Source organism: Nocardioides sp. NPDC101246, assembly GCF_044767415.1.
Taxonomy (GTDB): Bacteria; Actinomycetota; Actinomycetes; order Propionibacteriales; family Nocardioidaceae; genus Nocardioides.
Window position 1 is genome coordinate 190,803 of sequence record NZ_JBIWNX010000009.1, and the last position, 16,199, is coordinate 207,001.

The following is a 16,199-nucleotide window of genomic DNA, read 5'->3' on the forward strand; positions in this document are numbered from 1 at the left end:
ATGGTTCAGCCGGCGTGGACGGTCGCGGAGACGTCGTCGCAGCCGGGAGCCGAGACCGAGATGGTGATGTCACCGGGGGCGGTGGGACGTACGACGGCGAGGGCGCGGCCGTCGAAGGTGCGGCGCGTGGGCCCGCTGAAGGGCTCGTCGGTCACCGGGGCGGCGCTTCCGAGACCCTGCAGCACCCCCGGGCCCGCGACGCTCACGGTGACCTCGCGGTCCATAGCGGTGTGCACGGTCCCGTCGGCGTCGGTGAGCGAGATCTGGACGTACGCGAGGTCGGCGGTGTCTGCCGCGACCCGGTCGTGCTCGACCACCAGGGTCAGTCGCAGGTCGTCGGCCGCGGCGCTCCGCAGCGACGTACGTCCGCTCTCCTGGCCGTTCCGGTAGGCGATCGCGGTTAGTTCTCCGGCCGCATAGGTGAGCTCGAAGTCCGCCCGGAACGCGCGGCTCTCGCCGACCTTCTCCCGGCCGACCGGCTCGCCGTCGAGGAGGAGCTCGACGTCGTCGGCGTCGCTGTAGACCTCGACCCGGATCGGGCTGCCCTCGAAGTCCGGCCAGGACCAGCTCGACACGGTGTCGCTCCACGACCACGGAGTCGCCAGGGCGATCTCCTTGCCGTGGTGCTCGGGCCGGAAGACCGCGAGGTACGGCTCGTCGCGCAGGCCGAAGACGGTCTCGCGGTAGTAGGACACGGTCCGGCGGTGGCCGGTGATGTCGAGGTCGCCGCACCACGCCGTCAGGCCCGGGTAGCCGGTCGAGAAGGAGGCGATGCCGGCCTCGGGGTCGTCCGCGTACTTGGTGATCCCGATACCGGTCTCGCCGAGGTAGTCCCACCCGGTCCAGGTGAAGTCGCCGAGCACGTGGGGGTGCTCGCTGACCAGCGCCCAGTTGCGGTCGATGACCGTCGGCCAGGTCTCGGTGCCGACGATGATCCGGTCCGGGAACGTCTCCCGGTCGGGCTCGTAGCGGGCCTCGCCGTAGTTCATCCCGGCGACGTCCAGCACGTCGTAGGACTCGGCCGTACGCGTGGTGACCATCTCGGAGGTCTGGACGTGGTCCATCATCGCCCCGAAACCGGCCATCATCGCGTTCACGCCACCCCCGTCCGCAGCGGACTCCTCCCGCCGGGCCCGCATCGCCGGGATGATCTCGTCGAGCACGGAGACGAAGCCGTTGATGCCGTTGGTGACGTAGCGGGTCGGGTCGAGCGTACGGACCTTCTCGGCGATCCGGCGGCCGAGACGGGCCCCGAACCTGGTGCCGGTCTCGGGGATCTCGTTGCCGATCGAGTAGAGGATGACGCTGGGATGGTTGCGGTCGCGCAGGACCATCGCCTCGACGTCGCGCTCCCACCAGCCGGTGAAGTCGAACGCGTAGTCGTCGTCGGACTTGCCCTGTGTCCACATGTCGAAGGTCTCGTCCATGACGAGCATCCCCAGCCGGTCGCAGGCAGCCAGCATCGCCTCGCTCATCGGGTTGTGCGCGCTGCGGATCGCGTTGAACCCGGCCTGCTTCAGCAGCTCGACGCGGCGCTCCTCGGCGCGCCCGATCGCGGCAGCGCCCAGCGGGCCGTTGTCGTGATGGAGGCAGGCTCCACGGAGCGTGACCGACTCGTCGTTGATCCGCAGGCCACGCACCGGGTCGAGCCGAAGAGTGCGGATGCCGAAGGGCTCGGTCTCGGCGTCAAGGACCTCCTCGCCGTCGACGAGAGTCAGGCGGGCGGTGTAGAGGTGGGGATCATCGACGCTCCATCGTCGTGGCTCCTGGACGTAGCGACGCTGTCGGACGGTGGCCGACTCGTTCGGCAGGAGTGTGACCGGGGACGATCCCGCGGCGACCGGAGTCCCGTCGGGGGCATCGATGCGTACGTCGAGGGTGAGGGTCTTGGTGACCGGACCGTCGTTCACGACCGTGACCTCGACCTCGACCGTGGCCAGGTCGTCGTCGACGTCCGGTGTGGTGATCCGTACGCCGCGGTAGGCGATGTGGCTCTGCTCCTTGACGACGAGCCGGACGTCGCGGTGGATGCCCGCGCCGGAGTACCACCGGCTGTCGAGGTGAGCCCGGCACTCGAGGCGGATCTCGTTGTCCGCGCCCCACTCCAGGAAGGGGTCGATCCGCACCTCGAACGGCGCGTAGCCGTTCGCGTGCTGCCCCGCCAACGCGCCCCCGACGAAGACCTGGGCGTCACGGTAGACACCGTCGAACTCGAGGCTGACCCGCTTGCCGGCGAGGTCTGAGGGAGCTGTGTACGTCGTGCGGTACTCGAACGCGCCTCCTGGGAAGTAGGCCGTCGTGTCCCCGCGCGGCACATCTGCGCGGCGCTCCTCGGTGACAAGCGCGTCGTGGGGCAGGGGGACGTCGACCCATTCGGCGCCGGAACCACCGCCGAGCTCCTGGAAGGCCGTGGTCCGGGTCCGGTAGGACCAGCCTCGGTTGAAGTCGGTGCGACCGGTCGCTGCGGTGCGCACATCGTCGTGCTCGATCATCGGGTTCTCCATGGGTGTTGGTGACGCGCGTTACTAACGTACGCAGGCGAGGTAACGCGCGTCAACACCTGCAGGTGACGCGTGTCACCTACTAAGATGCTTCAGGTGATCAAGAGTGCGGATGTCGCCGAGCGCGCCGGGGTGTCCCGCGCCACGGTGAGCCAGATCCTCAACGGGCGCGACGCGCGCTTCTCCGAGGAGACCAAGCAACGCGTACGCCAGGCAGCCGTCGACCTCGGCTACCAACCGTCCCTTGCGGCCCGGACCCTGGCCCGGGGATCCAGCGACGTCGTCATCGCGCTCATCCCCAACACGACCTTCGGTGACAACCTCCAGGACCTGTTCGAAGGGATGACCGAGGAGCTCGCCGAGCACGGCCTCACCCTGGTGCTGCGGCTGGCCACGCCGACGACGTCGTCCTTGGACCGGCTCGTCAGCACGTTGAGGCCGGCAGCCGTGCACGCGCTGACCCCGTTCACCAGCGCCGAGCGCGAGCTGCTGACGGAGCGTGGCGTCGCCACGGTCGACCCGTCGACCCAGGGGCACGCCGACTACAACGAGGCGATCGGCTCCCTCCAGGCACGCACGCTCATCGACCGCGGCCACACGCGGTTGGCCTTCGCCCACCTCCATGACGCCCGACAGGACCCGTTCGGCACCGCCCGCGAGCGCGGCGTACGCGACCGGTGCCGCGAGGCGGGCCTGCCCGACCCGACCGTACTTCGGATCGGTATAGACATCGACGAGGCGGCGGCAGCACTCGACGAACTCGGCTCCCCCGGGTTCGCCGTCGCCTGCTACAACGACGACGTCGCCACAGCACTTCTGTCGGCAGCGACGCTGCGGGGCTGGCGGGTGCCCGAGGACCTGGCGCTCATCGGCATGGACCACACGCCGCTCGGCCAGGTCACGGTGCCGCCCCTGACCACGATCTCCTACGACCGTGCGGCGACCGCGCGCTCCTCGACGGCGCACGTGCTCGCCGTTCTCGGGCTCCGCGACCCCGAGAACACCCCCGCGCCGCCGGAGTTCACCATCGTGCCGGGCAGCACCGCCTGAACCTAGTCCGCCATGTGCCAGCGGATCCAGGCGGCTTGGCCACCGTCGATGAGCAGGTCGGTGCCGGTGACGTAGCGCGACCCGGTGCCGGCCAGGTAGGCGACCGCCTCGGCGAGCTCGCCGGTGGAGCCCATCCGGCCGATTCCGCAGGCGTCCAGCATGCCGAGCATGTGGCCGCCGGATCTCGACACGGCCTCGGCGCGGGCCATCGCGGTGGAGATGACGCCGGGGCTGACGGTGTTGATCCGTGCTCCCCGCCCGTTCCAGGCCAGGGCGGCGGCCTGGACGCGGAGCTGGTTGGCCCGCTTGGCCAGGATGTAGGCCCGGGTGGCGTCGGCGAGCGCCCGGACGAACGGAAGGGTGGCGAGCTCGTCGGTGGGCGCGGTCGCCAGCTGCCGTTCCTCTTGCGCGCTCAGCTGGGCGTAGTGGCCGGCCATGCTCGCCACGCACACCAGCGACGTGCCTGGGGTGGCGACCGGCTCGAAGGCGTCGATCACGTGGGCGGTACCGACCAGATCGACGGCGACCATCTGGTCGACCCCGGCGGTGGCCGCGGACACGCCGGCCGTGTGCACCACAGCAGCGATCCGTCCCCGCTCGGCGGCAGCTCGGGCGAGCTCGTCCAGCGCCGCTCGGTCGGAGACGTCGGTGACTCTGCCCTCGACGGCGTACCCCTGGTCCCGCAGGCCTGCGACCACGCGGTCAAGGGCCTCCTGGGAGTAGTCGGCGAGGAGTACGTCGCGGCCGCTGCCGATGCGGCGTACGACTGCCTCCCCCATCCCGCCCGCGCCGGTGACGACCAGCACCTCATCGTGTGCCACTGCTGACTCCCTCCTCGATGACGTCCGTCATCGCCTGCTCCCAGGTCGCCGCGTCGGCCACCTTCTTGCGCCAGCCGCGCAGCGTGCGCGGCGTGGTTCCGATCCCGAGCACACCGACGAGCCGATCGCCGGTGCGGTAGGCCGCGACGAAGCGACGCTCGTCGAGATTCCCCTCGACGATCCGCACCTCGTCGTGGCCGCGCAGATAGCCGTAGGCCTGGATCCTCATGTCGTACTGGTCGGACCAGAAGTACGGCACGGGCGCGAACGGACGGCGCCGGTCGGGGTCGAGGATGGCGCGGGCCACGGCCAGGCCCTGCTCGGCGGCATGGGTGCGGTGCTCGATGCGCATCGACGTACCGAACAGGTCGTTGTGCCAGCGGGCGACGTCGCCGACGCCGTAGACGCCTGGCGCGGCCTCGCAGTAGCGGTCGCAGACCAGGCCGTCGTCGACCGGGAGGCCGCCGGCCGCGAGCCAGTCGGTGTTCGGCACCGACCCGATCGCGACCAGGACCTCGTCGGCCTCGACCTCGGTCTCATCGGCCAGCATCAGGCCGCCGTCGTGCACGGCGCTCACCCCGATGCCCGTACGCAGATCCACCCCGTGATCGATGTGGGCATGTGTCAACATCGTGCCGATCTCGGTGCCCACCGCATGGGCCAGCGGCACCGGAGCGGGCTCGACCATGGTGACCTCGCACCCCAGCCTCCGCGCGACCGCGGCCGCCTCGGCACCGAGGAACCCGGCGCCGACGACGGCCAGGCGCTTCCCGGGACGCAGCCGGTCCCGCAGCGCGACGGCGTCCTCGAGGGTGCGGAGCACATGCCCCTGGCCGCCCGGCAACTGCCGGGGCCTCACCCCGGTCGCCGCGACCAGGGCGTCGAACCCGATCTCCTCGCCGGAGTCCAGCACCACCAACCGACGCACCGGATCGACGCCGGTGGCCGTGGCCCCGAGCCGGAGGTCGAGCGCCAGCGCCTCGATGTCGGCCGGTGGCCGCAGCGGGAGCCGGTCGCGGTCCCACTCCCCCGCCAGGATCTCCTTGGAGAGCGGCGGCCGGTCATAGGGAAGGTGCGGCTCGTCTCCAACGAGCGTGATCGTTCCGTCGAACCCACCGCGACGCAGCGCCTCGCCGGTCGCCAGCCCGCCGGCGGAGGCACCGACGATCACCACCCGCCTCACCGACGAGGTCACGAGCGGACCACCCGCAGCGCGGCCGCCGGACACACGGCTGCCGCCTCCTCCACCTCGTCGAGCAGGTCCTCGGACGGCGTCTCGTCCAGCACGATCGCGACCCCGTCCTCGTCGCGCTGGTCGAAGACGTCCGGCGCGACCATCACGCACTGGCCGGCCGCGACACACTTCGGCTCGTCGAACTCGATGCGATACGTCATGACATCCTCCCCGTTCACCAGGTCACCGGGAGTGAGCGCAGCCCGTAGGCCACGCCCTCGAACGCGAACTCCACCTCCGCGGCCGGCACCGCGAGCGCCAGGTCGGGGACCCGGGTCACCAGCGCCCGGAAGGCCTCTTGGAGCTCGACCCTGGCCAGGGTCTGGCCGAGGCACTGATGGGCGCCGTACCCGAAGGCGTGATGGGTCCGCGCATTACCGCGGGCCAGGTCCAACCGCTCGGGCACCGCGAACCGGGCGGCGTCCCAGTTCGCCGCAGCGACGTCGAGCACGACGCCGTCACCGGCCCTGATCACGGTCCCACCGACCTCGATGTCCTCGCTCGCGATCCGGCGTACGCCGGTGTGCACGATCGTCAGATAGCGCAGCAGCTCCTCGACAGCGACCGCCACCTTCTTCGGCTCATCGGCGACCGAGCGCAGGTAGTCGAGCTGGTCGGGGTTCTGCAGCAGCGCGAGGGTGCCGAGCCCGATCATGCTCGCGGAGGTCTCGTGGCCGGCGATGAGGATCGCGGTCGACATCGTCAGCGCCTCGTGCGGCGACATCTCCCCCGCCTTGACCAGCGCAGCGAGCTCCGACATCACATCGTCGGCGGGCTCGGCCATCTTGGCCTGCATCGCGGCCCCGATGTGGCCGCCCAGGACCGCACCGGCTGCTGCGGACTCGTCCGGGGTCGCGTCGTGGCTGACCAGCGTGTGGCTGGCGTGCTGGAAGTCCTCGCGGTTGTCGTAGGAGACGCCGAGCATGTCGGTGATGACGATGGTCGGCACCGGCAGCGCGAAGGCCTGCACCAGATCCACGGGGCGGGGACCGGCGAGCATCTCGTTGAGCAGCTCACCGACGAGCGACTGGATCCGCGGCCGGAGCGCCTCGATCCGCTTGACCGTGAACGGCAGGTTCACCATCCGGCGCAGCCTGGTGTGCTCAGGGGCGTCGGTGTTCGTGATCAACGGCGGGGTGTGTTTCGCCGACTCGCTCCGCCCGCGCGTCATGTGCGGGTAGCCCTCGCGCTTCTCGTCGATCGAGAGACGCGGGTCGGTCAGCAGCGCGTGCTGGTCGGCGTACTTCGAGACCAGCCACGGCGTGGACCCGTCCCAGATGCGGACCTTGCCGAGGGGTGCATTCTCGCGCGTTGTCGAGAGTACGTTCTCCGGCTGGGCGAACGGGCAGCTCAGGTCGCGCGGCGAGGGATAGAGCGGATAGTCGTCGAGGATCGTGTCGGTCACGAACGGCCTCCTGTGATCGGGTGTCCCCCATCACAGCAGCCGGTTCTGACACCACCCGGACACGAACCTGACGGCAACCTGACAGTTGCCGCGAGCGCCGGAGATCACCCTCTGACCAGCGAGTATCCGAACCCTCGCTGCGTACGGATCAGGGCCGGATCCTCGCGGTCGACCTTGCTCCGCAACCGGGAGACGAGCCGCTCGATGGCGTTGTCGTCGCGCGAGCAGCCCCACACCCTGGTCGCGATCTGCTCCTTTGAGAGCACCAGGCCGGGGTTGCGGGCGAACTCACGCAGCAGGCGGTACTCGGCGGGGCTCAGGCCGAGCTCGCGATCACCCCGCCAAGCCCGGTAGGAGCCGTCATCGATCCGCAGCTCACCACGCTCGAGCACCGACCGGCGCGCCGCCGCAACCCCGTCGCGTACCAGGAGATGCACCCGGGCGAGGAGGTCGGAGACCCGGAACGGTCTCAGCAGATAGTCCTCGCCGCTGAAGCCGACCTCGTCGAGGAGGCCCGTGAACCTCTCCTCGGTGGCCAGGAACAGGATCGCCGCCTCCCGCTCGGCGGACTTGAGCCGTGGGATGTGCACCAGTCCGGGCGTGGCGATGTCGACCACCAGCAGGTCGATCCCCTCGGCCCGCATCCGGGCCACGGCAGCTTGGCCGGAGGGCTCGTGCGAGACGTCGTACCCAGCCAGCGAGAGCGTGCTCATCAGCAGGTCGACGAGCTCTTCGTCGGCCGCGACGACAAGGACCCGACCTTCCCCGCGCGCCAACTCTGCTGCCATGCCCGTCCTTCCGAGAACCGTCGCCCGAGTGTAGCCAGGCAGACAGGACGAAGCCGTCCGGAGAGCAGTCGGAAGCCTGGCCGGTGAACGCGTAGTGGACACGGGAGGAAGACAACGATCGCCTCTGTGGGTTGTGGGTGCGCCCGGATCCGGACGCACCCACGTCGACCTCCCCCGAAGCACGCAAGACCGCCCGAACAACGACTCCGACAACGTTCGAGGAGTACGCGGCAGCCTGGCTGCCGGCACGAATGGTCAAAGGGCGACCCCTGGCACCTAGGACCAGGTCCGACTACGAGGACCTGCTACGCCTCCACATCCTCCCCGCATTCGGCAACGCTCCGCTCGCTGACATCACCTCCGAGGCCATCGACAAGTGGTACGGAAACACCGCAGTCGGCCGGGACACCACACGGGCACGGGCGTATGGCCTACTTCGAACCATCCTCGGCACGGCCGTCGAACGCGGCTTGATCAAAACAGGCAACCCCGCCAAGGTGCGCGGCGGCGGTTCTGTTACGCGGCGTCACGACATCCGCCCGGCGGCTCCGCATCTTCAGAGCGAGTGTGCGTGCGTCGACCCGCCACGCGTCGATCCTGCGGGAGTCGTCCTCGCTGTAGCCGGAACTGATCACGACGACGCACAGATCCTCCCGACTCAGGCTCCCGCCGGCCGATGTCTCCGGCCCACGAGGTGCTTTCGCCAAGCGACCAGCACGCGCCCCGCGTTGTGTGACTCCCCAGCTCGAAGTCGTGTCGCCGCAGACATGCATCTGGAGTGGACACCGTGCATCACTCGGCCGAACGATCACCGTCGCCAACGGCACCCGCGCCGCGGCCGGCGACGCGATCATCACCCGCGACAACAACCGAATGCTCGCGCTCTGCGCCCAACTGGGTCAAGAACCGGGACCGCTGGATTTGATCCTGGTCCACGACGATGGGTCGATGACCGGCACGCACGAAAACTCCGCAAGCACATCCGACTGCCCTCGACATAGACCGACCCGGATCGACACGAAACGGCACCGATTGGAGCGTGAGTCCGCACGCACTGGCGATCGGGCGGCGGAGCGAAGTCAGCTGACACCAGTGGCGTGCGGCGTAGCCGAACGACAGCAGGGCCGGAATCTCCCGCTGCCGCGCCTCGTCGAACGCCGCCACCCCCACTCCCACCAGTCGACCGGGTTCTCGGCGTACTGGAGCAGGTAGGGCGAGGTCGCGGAGGCGAGTCGGTTGGCCACTCCCCCAGACCTGCACGCACGTGCACGAGGCATCGGTGCCGGCGGGGCCGGCCCCGGCGTCGCGGTCCGGCGCGATCTACGTACCCACGTACGTAGTCTGCCCGATGTGACAGGCGCCACAACGCACGGAAGGTAGGGACTGTTCACCGTCGGAAACGGATACAGACCAGAGAGGAGGCGCGATCATGTGGGACGTCGTTCAGTTCAACCCGTTCCATCTGTCACACGACCTGCCGTGCCCGTGGTGCGGGCACCCGGCACACATCTACCTGGCGTGCGACGACGAGTGCGGCTGCAAGCCGACGCTCATGCCCGGCGAAACTCGTCGAGGCCCCTACACGCCACAGGAGGACGCCGCGTGATCGGCGTCCTCCACAAAGCCGGATCACCATAAGGACATCGCAGTACGAGCGAGACCGTGGGGTAAGAATACGGATGGGCACACTTTGAACATCATTTGAGAAGATCAGCGGAGGACCCATGCGCGACCTGGCCGAACTGCTGCGCGCCGGCGACACCGTCGTCTGGGGGCAAGGCTGCGCGGAGCCGCGCACCCTGACCCACGCGCTCCGAGAGGCGGCGAGCGCCGTCCCGGATCTACGCTGCTTCGTCGGTATCAGCGCGGCCGAGGACACCGTGGGCGCCGCCGGACTCGGCTTCAAGTCGTACGGCGGGGGCGGAGTCAACCGGCTCCTCGACGACGCCGGCCGCCTCGACATCGTCCCGAGCCGGTACAGCGATCTGCCGCAGCTCATCGCCGAGGGCGCCATGCCCGTCGACGTCGCCCTCGTCCAGGTCACCCCGGGCGCAACCGCCGGCACGTACCACCTCGCTCTCGCCGCTGAGTACCTCATGGCCGCCGTACGCAACGCCCGCGTCGTGGTGGCCGAGGTCAATCACGCCGCGCCGCACTCACCGGACGCACCGATGATCCCGGCCGAGCGCATCAGTGCTCTCGTCGAGGTCGCCTACCTACCCACGCCCCTACCCGGCGGCCCGCGGACTACGGGGACCGCAGCGATCGGAGCACACGTCGCCGGCATCGTCAGCGACGGAGCGACCCTCCAGGTGGGCATCGGGGCACTGCCGGATGCCGCTGTGCGGAGTCTGAGCGGTCATCACGACCTGGGCGTGCACACCGGAGCCCTCGGCGACGCCCTGGCCGACCTCATCGCCGCCGGCGTGGTCACCAACGCCCACAAGACCCGCGACACCGGTGTCTCGGTCGCCGGTCTGCTTCTCGGGTCGGAGGCGTTGTTCCGACTCGCTCACCGCAACCCCGCCATCGCGCTGCGCGAGACCGCGCACACCCACGATCCCGCCGTCCTCGCCTCACTTCCGCGTTTCACCGCCATCAACGCCGCGATCGAGATCGATCTGACCGGACAGGTCAACACCGAGGTCGCCGGCGGGCGCTACGTCGGTGCCGCCGGCGGAGCGCTCGACTTCGCCCGCCCGGCCATGCTGTCTCCGGGAGGCGGCGCCATCACCATCGTGCGCGCGACCGCCGGTGGTCGCTCCGCGATCGTGCCGCAACTGCACGGCCCGGTCGCCGTACCCCGCAGCGAGGTCGACTGGGTCGTCACCGAGTACGGCGCTGCACGGCTGCGCGGGCTCACCCTGGCACAGCGGCGTGAGCGACTGATCGGCCTCGCTCACCCGGATCATCGCGCGGCACTGGAGGCAGCCTCGCCCGGAGCCGGGGAAGCCCGCCGCGCGGACTCGCAGCTCCAGCCGGAACCGGGAGCGGACTAGAGCCCGCGGAGGAACGCGCGCAGGTCCGTCACCAGCAGGTCCGGCTGTTCCCACGCACCGAAGTGCCCGCCGCGAGCCATCGGTGTCCAGCGCACGATGTCGTAGTGCTCCGACGCGATCCGGCGCGAGGTCGGGTAGAGCTCCTTCGGGAACAGTGCGACGGCCGTCGGCACCTCGATCCGGCCAGGGCGTGGCACGGAGTCGACGGCGGCGACGCGTCCCTCGTAGTAGAGCCTCCCCGACGAGCCGCCGGTGCCCGTGACCCAGAACGTCGTCACGCTGGTGAGGATCTCGTCCTTGCTCAGAACCGACTCGAGGTCGCCGTCGCAGTCGGTCCAACCCCGGAGCTTCTCCACGATCCAGGCTGCCTGACCGACGGGCGAGTCGGCGAGCGCATGGGCGAGGGTCTGGGGCTTGGTGGACTGCAGCATCACATAGCCGAGCTCGGTGCCACGCAAGGCGTCGTTCGCCTGCTGCTGCACCTCCTCCTCGGGGGTCAGCACCCCGTCCGCGGGACGTAGCCCACTGATCAGAAGGGTCAGGTGGAGGCCGGCCACGCGCTCTGGCGCCTGCCGCGCCATCTCGGTGGAGACGACCGAGCCCCAGTCGGTCCCGTGTGAGACGAACCGCTCGTAGCCGAGACGCCGCATGAGCTCGAGCCAGGCGCTCGCGATCCGGCCGGCATGCCAGCCGGACTCCGCGGTCGGCAGGCTCCAGCCGAATCCCGGCATCGACGGCGCCACCACGTGGCAGGCGTCCTCGGCCCGGCCGCCGTAGGCCGTCGGATCCGTCAACGGACCGATCACACCGAGGAACTCCAGTGGTGTGCTCGGCCAGCCGTGGGTGAGCATCAGCGGCCTTGCCTGGGGATGCGGCGAGCGTACGTGGAAGAAGTGCACGCGCGCGCCGTCCAGCGTGGTCACGAACTGCGGCCAGGCATTCTGTGTCCGCTCCTGCGCTCGCCAGTCGAAGTCGTCGTGCCAGTAGTCGATCAGGGTGCGCAGATAACCGCCGTCGGTGCCCCGCTCCCAGCCGGACCCGGGGATCTGGTCGGGCCAGCGGGTGTGCTTCAGCCGACGCCTCAGATCGGTCAGTACGTCATCCTCGACATCGACCTCGAACGGCAGGACGTCGTCCCCGCCGAGCATCATCGCTCACCTTGTCCCGTCAGGAGTCGGCCCAGCTCGACCATGCCCAGCGAGCCGACGCGTGCCGTACCGACTCGCCACTGCGGCAACGGCCGTCGCCGCGGCGGAACGAGCGGCACGTCGAGAACAGCTGCCGCCTTCACGATCAGGGGGTGATGGTCACGGTGCCACAGCACGTCCTCACGAGGGATCTCGACGCTGTCCCCCCGGGGAGTCCGGAAGCGCGCCGTCATGCCCTGGTGCAGCACGCCGTCGGCATAGGCCTCGACCCAACGGTCGACCTGGACGAGCTCGAGATCGGCCAGCCGCTCGCCCGGGCCGCCCAGGTCACAGACGTACCGCTCGCCCGGCACCAGCGCAGGTGTCGTCGGCAACCGCCGGCGAGTGATCAACCCGGCGACCGCGCGCCAGCCGCTCATCGGCGCACCAGTTCGGCGAGCATGTGTTCGATCGCCTCCGCGCAGCGCGCCGGCTGGTCCAGCGGGACGTGGTGAAAGGCATCGGGTACGACCTCGGCCGGCACCGGCCGACCGAGCCACTCCTGCAGGCAGGCGGCCGAATCGGGCCCACCCATGTCGCTCTCCGCTCCGTACAGGTAGCCGACGGGACAACGAACGCCCGCCAGGTCCTCGCGCACCTCGACGTTGCTCAACCGACGACGGGCCGCTGGGTCGAACTTCCATCGCCACCCGGGATCGGCCTCGATCAGACCCATCCGAGCGATCTCCTGCAGCAGGCTGGAATCGGCGTTGGTCCGGTCGGGCAGGAGCCGGAACCGGTCGAGCGCCTGCTGTGCCGAGACGTAGAGGCGAGCCGGCGCGGTCGGGGGCGGCAGCTCCCGCAACGGGAGACGAGTGTCGACCAGGACCAGGCCTTCCACCAGTTCCGGGAATCGAGCAGCCGTCGCCACCGCGACGAGGCCACCCATGCTGTGCCCCACCACGGTGGCCGGACCGGTCGTCGTACCCACGCCTGCGGCGCGCAGCACGGCGGCCATCTCCTCGGCCCACAGCCCGGCGCGATACGCCGGTCGATGGTCGCTGTCTCCGTGCCCGCTCAGATCCGCCAGTACGACGTGGTGATCTCGGGCCAGCACCGGGGCGACCTCTGCCCACCAGCCGGAGTGCGCGGCACCCCCGTGGACGAGCAGTACGGTGCCGGCCTCGGGCGACCCCAGGTGCCTCCAGGCGATGCCGACGCCGTCGACCTCTACCAGCTCGGTTCCCGCCTCCGGTGCCGACGTCACGCCTGCACCCGGGACGCGGCGAGCAGCTCCTCGATCGTCACCAGCTTCTGCCGGGGCCGTGCGCTCTCACGACCGCGACGCTTCTCCTCCAGATCGATACGGCCCCAGGCCGCCTTGTCGAGAAGGTCCTCGACGCGATCCTCGAGCAGTTTGGCCAGATCCTCAGAGGTGCGGCTCGGCTCTCGCAGCCGTCCCGCACCCAGGTCCTGGAGGATGCAGTCGACCGTCTCCTCGGCGTCCTGCTTGTTGCTGCCGATGATGCCGCGGGGACCTCGCTTGATCCAGCCGGAGCAGTACAACCCGGGCACCGGGTCGTCGCTCGCGGGATCGACGACCCGACCGGCGTCGTTGGGCAGCGTCGCCGTGGCGTCGTCGAACGGCAGTCCCTCGACCGGAGTACCTCGGTAGCCGATGGCTCGGAGCACCAGCGAGGTACCGATCTGCTCGATGGAGCCGTCGGGGCGGCGGAAGCTGATCGCCTCGACGCCGTCCGAGCCCTCGATGGACACCGGCTCGACACCGAACCGGAACCGGATCGCCGGGCCGTCGGAGCCGTCGCGTCGGGTGGCGCGCAGCAGCGCTTCGTGCTTGCGGCCGCTGCCGTCGGCGGAGATCTCGTCGGGCTCAGCCACCACGGTGATGCCTTCGATCCCTTCCAGGGCAAGGAGCTCACCCTGGGAGAACGCGCCGTGCTCAGCACCGCGTCGTGCCGCGACGACCACCTCGGCAACCTTGCTCTCGGCCAGCGCGGCGATGGCGTGCTCGGCCATCTCGGTGGCCTCGAGGTCGGCGGTGGGCCGCAGCAGCGTCCGCGCGACATCGAGCGCGACGTTGCCGTTGCCGATGACGACGACCCGATCTCCGCTGAGGTCGAATTGCTCGGACGCGTGGTCAGGGTGGCCGTTGTACCAGGCGACGAAGGACCGAGCGGCGTGCACGCCATCGAGCTCCTCGCCGGGGATGCCGAGCTTGCGGTCGTCGCGCGCGCCACCGGCCCAGAGCACGGCATGGTGGTGTTCGAGCAGCTCATCGATCGTGACGTCCGCACCGACCTCGACGTTGAAGTAGCAGGTCACGTTCGGGCGCGAGAGCACGCTGGCGAACCGGTCGGCGATCTTCTTGGTCGTGGCGTGGTCGGGCGCTACGCCGGCCCGGACCAGGCCGAAGGGCGTGGGCAGCCGCTCGATCATCGTCACCGCGACACCCTTGATGTCGCTCAGCGTGGCGGCGGCATAGCAGGCGGCCGGGCCGGTGCCGACGATGGCGACGCTCAGCGCGGGCTTGTCCTCGGGCAGCACCCGCCGGGTGAACGTCGGAGGCCCGACACCGACGAGCGGATTCATCGCGAAGTACTCGGCATTGATCGCCAGGTAGTCCGACATCTCCTCCGGCAGATCCCAGTCCGAGTGCACCGCCTCGACGGGGCACTCGTCCATGCACGCGCCGCAGTCGATGCAGGTGTCGGGATCGATGTAGAGCTGCTCGGTGGTGGTGAAGTCAGGGTCGCCCGGGCGTGGGCGGATGCACTGGACCGGGCACACGGTGACGCACGATCCGTCGTTGCAGCATCCCTTCGAAATCACGAACGTCATGGGCTCTCCGTACTCGGGTGGGCGGAACGTGTGGGGTCGGAGTCCCCTCCTCCGATCATCACAATTGGTTCATAATAACGCAACACAAATGGAATCGCACCCCATGGCATGCCGTGTGCGCTCCCGATGCGTTGACAGGAGCCTCTTCCAGTGGAACTGTACTGATACAACATAGTTGCGATTCGAGCAGCAACAACAGAGGAGAACGATGTCCACGCCTACCGATGTCGTTGTGACCGACTTCGACCACCACGCCGCCGAGTTCGCCGAGCGTCCCTTCGAGGTGCTCGCCGATCTGCGGACCCAGGCACCGATCGCGTGGTCGACCGCGCACGACGGCTTCTGGGTGATCACCGACCACGAGCACGTCGTCGAGGGGCTGGCCGACTTCGGCACGTTCTCGTCGGCCTCCGGGCCGGCGATTCCTGCGAACCCGTTCGGCGCTCGTCACATCCCGGTGGCCTTCGACCCCCCGGACCACGCGGCCTACCGCAAGGTGCTCAACGTGTGGTTCAGCAAGGCCGAGATCTCCCGTCGAGAGCCACAGATCAAGGCGATGGTGGAGGGGTTCGTCGGTGATCTCGCCGAGCGCGGCAGCTGGGACTTCGTCGCGGATCTCGCGAATGTCTCACCCGGCGCGGTGAGTCTGACGATCCTCGGCTGGGACCCCGCGCAACGCGTCGAGCTGCTCAACGTGATGTCGGTGTCGCTGCGCAACCAGGCCAACCCCGACCCGGTGGTCAAGGAGGAGAACGCCCAGCGCAACCGCTGGTTCCGCGAGCAGATCCTGCGGGAGGCCAACGACCGTCGCGCAGCGCCGCGCGACGACCTGATGACGGTCCTTGCCACCGAGCCGATCGTCGGCGGCAAGCAGCTCACCGACGAGGAGCTCGCGGACATGGTGGTGCTGCTGATCCTCGCCGGGTTCCACACCACCAGCGGAGCGTTCACCGCCCTGATGGTGCACATGGAGCAGCACCCCGAGGTCAAGCAGCGTCTCGACCAGGATCGCGACCTGATCCCCGCGGCGATCGAGGAGATCATCCGGATCTACTCCCCCGCCACCGCTCACGCGCGGCGGGTCACCGAGAACACCGAGCTCGGCGGTGTCGAGATGAAGAAGGGCGATTGGACCCTCTTCGTGAACATGGCAGCCAACCACGACCCCGAAGCCTTCCCGGATCCCGAGCGGGTCGACCTGGACCGTGACCGGTCCAAGAGCATGGCCTTCGGGTGGGGCGTGCACCGCTGCCTCGGTCTGCATCTCGCCCGCCTGATCCTCCGGCTGGAGGTCGAGGCCTGCCTCGATCTGATCCCTGACTACAGGATCGATCTGGAGAACACGGTCCTGTCCGATCACATGGGTCTCGGCTACTTCTACCACTCCGTTCCTGCCTACCTTCCTGGAGCCTGAA

Annotated in this window: 16 protein-coding genes; 5 read left to right on the forward strand and 11 right to left on the reverse strand. The window is 69.5% G+C overall.

Features of this window, described 5'->3' with window-relative positions:
• Positions 1-5: 5 nt before the first annotated feature.
• Positions 6-2,492 carry a glycoside hydrolase family 2 TIM barrel-domain containing protein gene (locus tag ACIRON_RS18300; protein WP_402994089.1) on the reverse strand — a complete coding sequence of 829 codons (2,487 nt, stop codon included), beginning with the start codon at positions 2,490-2,492 and terminating at the stop codon, positions 6-8.
• 105 nt (positions 2,493-2,597) lie between these two features.
• Here ACIRON_RS18300 and ACIRON_RS18305 point away from each other — a divergent pair, with 105 nt between their 5' ends.
• Positions 2,598-3,551, forward strand: a complete 954-nt coding sequence (locus ACIRON_RS18305; RefSeq protein WP_402994091.1) for a LacI family DNA-binding transcriptional regulator — start codon at positions 2,598-2,600, stop codon at positions 3,549-3,551.
• Between the two features lie 2 nt (positions 3,552-3,553).
• Here ACIRON_RS18305 and ACIRON_RS18310 read toward each other — a convergent pair whose 3' ends face one another.
• From ACIRON_RS18310 to ACIRON_RS18330, 5 genes are all read right to left on the reverse strand, one after another.
• Positions 3,554-4,372, reverse strand: coding sequence for an SDR family oxidoreductase (locus ACIRON_RS18310; RefSeq protein WP_402994093.1), 819 nt, complete (start codon positions 4,370-4,372; stop codon positions 3,554-3,556).
• Positions 4,359-5,600 carry an NAD(P)/FAD-dependent oxidoreductase gene (locus ACIRON_RS18315; RefSeq protein WP_402994095.1) on the reverse strand — a complete coding sequence of 414 codons (1,242 nt, stop codon included), beginning with the start codon at positions 5,598-5,600 and terminating at the stop codon, positions 4,359-4,361. The genes ACIRON_RS18310 and ACIRON_RS18315 overlap by 14 nt, the downstream gene beginning before the upstream one ends.
• The gene (locus ACIRON_RS18320; RefSeq protein ID WP_091046710.1) at positions 5,564-5,767 is read right to left on the reverse strand and encodes a ferredoxin; all 204 of its coding nucleotides are present in this window, start codon (positions 5,765-5,767) and stop codon (positions 5,564-5,566) included. The genes ACIRON_RS18315 and ACIRON_RS18320 overlap by 37 nt, the downstream gene beginning before the upstream one ends.
• A 14-nt stretch (positions 5,768-5,781) precedes the next feature.
• Positions 5,782-7,011, reverse strand: coding sequence for a cytochrome P450 (locus tag ACIRON_RS18325; protein WP_402994097.1), 1,230 nt, complete (start codon positions 7,009-7,011; stop codon positions 5,782-5,784).
• A 104-nt stretch (positions 7,012-7,115) separates the two neighbouring features.
• Positions 7,116-7,799, reverse strand: coding sequence for a response regulator transcription factor (locus ACIRON_RS18330; RefSeq protein WP_402994100.1), 684 nt, complete (start codon positions 7,797-7,799; stop codon positions 7,116-7,118).
• A 137-nt stretch (positions 7,800-7,936) separates the two neighbouring features.
• Between ACIRON_RS18330 and ACIRON_RS18335 the strand changes: the two genes are divergently transcribed.
• Positions 7,937-8,800, forward strand: coding sequence for a phage integrase central domain-containing protein (locus ACIRON_RS18335; RefSeq protein ID WP_402994102.1), 864 nt, complete (start codon positions 7,937-7,939; stop codon positions 8,798-8,800).
• Positions 8,801-8,878: 78 nt separating this feature from the next.
• On the opposite strand, the gene ACIRON_RS18340 is transcribed toward ACIRON_RS18335, so the two are convergent.
• Entirely contained in the window at positions 8,879-9,076 is a 198-nt protein-coding gene (locus ACIRON_RS18340; protein ID WP_402994104.1) for a DUF255 domain-containing protein, read from the reverse strand.
• Between the two features lie 152 nt (positions 9,077-9,228).
• Between ACIRON_RS18340 and ACIRON_RS18345 the strand changes: the two genes are divergently transcribed.
• Together ACIRON_RS18345 and ACIRON_RS18350 are read left to right on the forward strand one after the other, a co-directional pair.
• Positions 9,229-9,405, forward strand: a complete 177-nt coding sequence (locus ACIRON_RS18345; RefSeq protein ID WP_402994106.1) for a hypothetical protein — start codon at positions 9,229-9,231, stop codon at positions 9,403-9,405.
• Between the two features lie 118 nt (positions 9,406-9,523).
• On the forward strand, positions 9,524-10,798 hold the full coding sequence (locus tag ACIRON_RS18350) for an acetyl-CoA hydrolase/transferase family protein (RefSeq protein ID WP_402994108.1): 1,275 nt from the start codon (positions 9,524-9,526) through the stop codon (positions 10,796-10,798).
• Here the strand turns inward: ACIRON_RS18350 and ACIRON_RS18355 are convergent.
• From ACIRON_RS18355 to ACIRON_RS18370, 4 genes are read right to left on the reverse strand one after another with little or no spacing between them, the layout of a single operon-like run.
• Positions 10,795-11,946, reverse strand: coding sequence for an epoxide hydrolase family protein (locus tag ACIRON_RS18355; RefSeq protein ID WP_402994110.1), 1,152 nt, complete (start codon positions 11,944-11,946; stop codon positions 10,795-10,797). The genes ACIRON_RS18350 and ACIRON_RS18355 overlap by 4 nt on opposite strands.
• Complete coding sequence (locus tag ACIRON_RS18360; RefSeq protein ID WP_402994112.1) at positions 11,946-12,365, reverse strand: hypothetical protein; 420 nt, start codon at positions 12,363-12,365, stop codon at positions 11,946-11,948. The genes ACIRON_RS18355 and ACIRON_RS18360 overlap by 1 nt, the downstream gene beginning before the upstream one ends.
• Complete coding sequence (locus ACIRON_RS18365) at positions 12,362-13,192, reverse strand: alpha/beta fold hydrolase (RefSeq protein WP_402994114.1); 831 nt, start codon at positions 13,190-13,192, stop codon at positions 12,362-12,364. The genes ACIRON_RS18360 and ACIRON_RS18365 overlap by 4 nt, the downstream gene beginning before the upstream one ends.
• Positions 13,189-14,784 carry an FAD-dependent oxidoreductase gene (locus ACIRON_RS18370; protein ID WP_402994116.1) on the reverse strand — a complete coding sequence of 532 codons (1,596 nt, stop codon included), beginning with the start codon at positions 14,782-14,784 and terminating at the stop codon, positions 13,189-13,191. Before ACIRON_RS18370 ends, ACIRON_RS18365 begins: the two co-directional genes overlap by 4 nt.
• A gap of 208 nt (positions 14,785-14,992) precedes the next feature.
• On the opposite strand from ACIRON_RS18370, the gene ACIRON_RS18375 reads away from it, so the two are divergent.
• Positions 14,993-16,198 carry a cytochrome P450 gene (locus tag ACIRON_RS18375; RefSeq protein ID WP_402994118.1) on the forward strand — a complete coding sequence of 402 codons (1,206 nt, stop codon included), beginning with the start codon at positions 14,993-14,995 and terminating at the stop codon, positions 16,196-16,198.
• The last annotated feature ends 1 nt before the right edge of the window (position 16,199 follow it).

Coding starts and splice junctions, on each gene's coding strand:
- ACIRON_RS18370 (WP_402994116.1), bottom strand. CDS start 14,784: ATGACGTTCGTGATTTCGAAGGGATGCTGCAACGACGGATCGTGCGTC.
- ACIRON_RS18345 (WP_402994106.1), top strand. CDS start 9,229: ATGTGGGACGTCGTTCAGTTCAACCCGTTCCATCTGTCACACGACCTG.
- ACIRON_RS18355 (WP_402994110.1), bottom strand. CDS start 11,946: ATGCTCGGCGGGGACGACGTCCTGCCGTTCGAGGTCGATGTCGAGGAT.
- ACIRON_RS18320 (WP_091046710.1), bottom strand. CDS start 5,767: ATGACGTATCGCATCGAGTTCGACGAGCCGAAGTGTGTCGCGGCCGGC.
- ACIRON_RS18360 (WP_402994112.1), bottom strand. CDS start 12,365: ATGAGCGGCTGGCGCGCGGTCGCCGGGTTGATCACTCGCCGGCGGTTG.
- ACIRON_RS18375 (WP_402994118.1), top strand. CDS start 14,993: ATGTCCACGCCTACCGATGTCGTTGTGACCGACTTCGACCACCACGCC.
- ACIRON_RS18330 (WP_402994100.1), bottom strand. CDS start 7,799: ATGGCAGCAGAGTTGGCGCGCGGGGAAGGTCGGGTCCTTGTCGTCGCG.
- ACIRON_RS18300 (WP_402994089.1), bottom strand. CDS start 2,492: ATGATCGAGCACGACGATGTGCGCACCGCAGCGACCGGTCGCACCGAC.
- ACIRON_RS18350 (WP_402994108.1), top strand. CDS start 9,524: ATGCGCGACCTGGCCGAACTGCTGCGCGCCGGCGACACCGTCGTCTGG.
- ACIRON_RS18340 (WP_402994104.1), bottom strand. CDS start 9,076: ATGCCTCGTGCACGTGCGTGCAGGTCTGGGGGAGTGGCCAACCGACTC.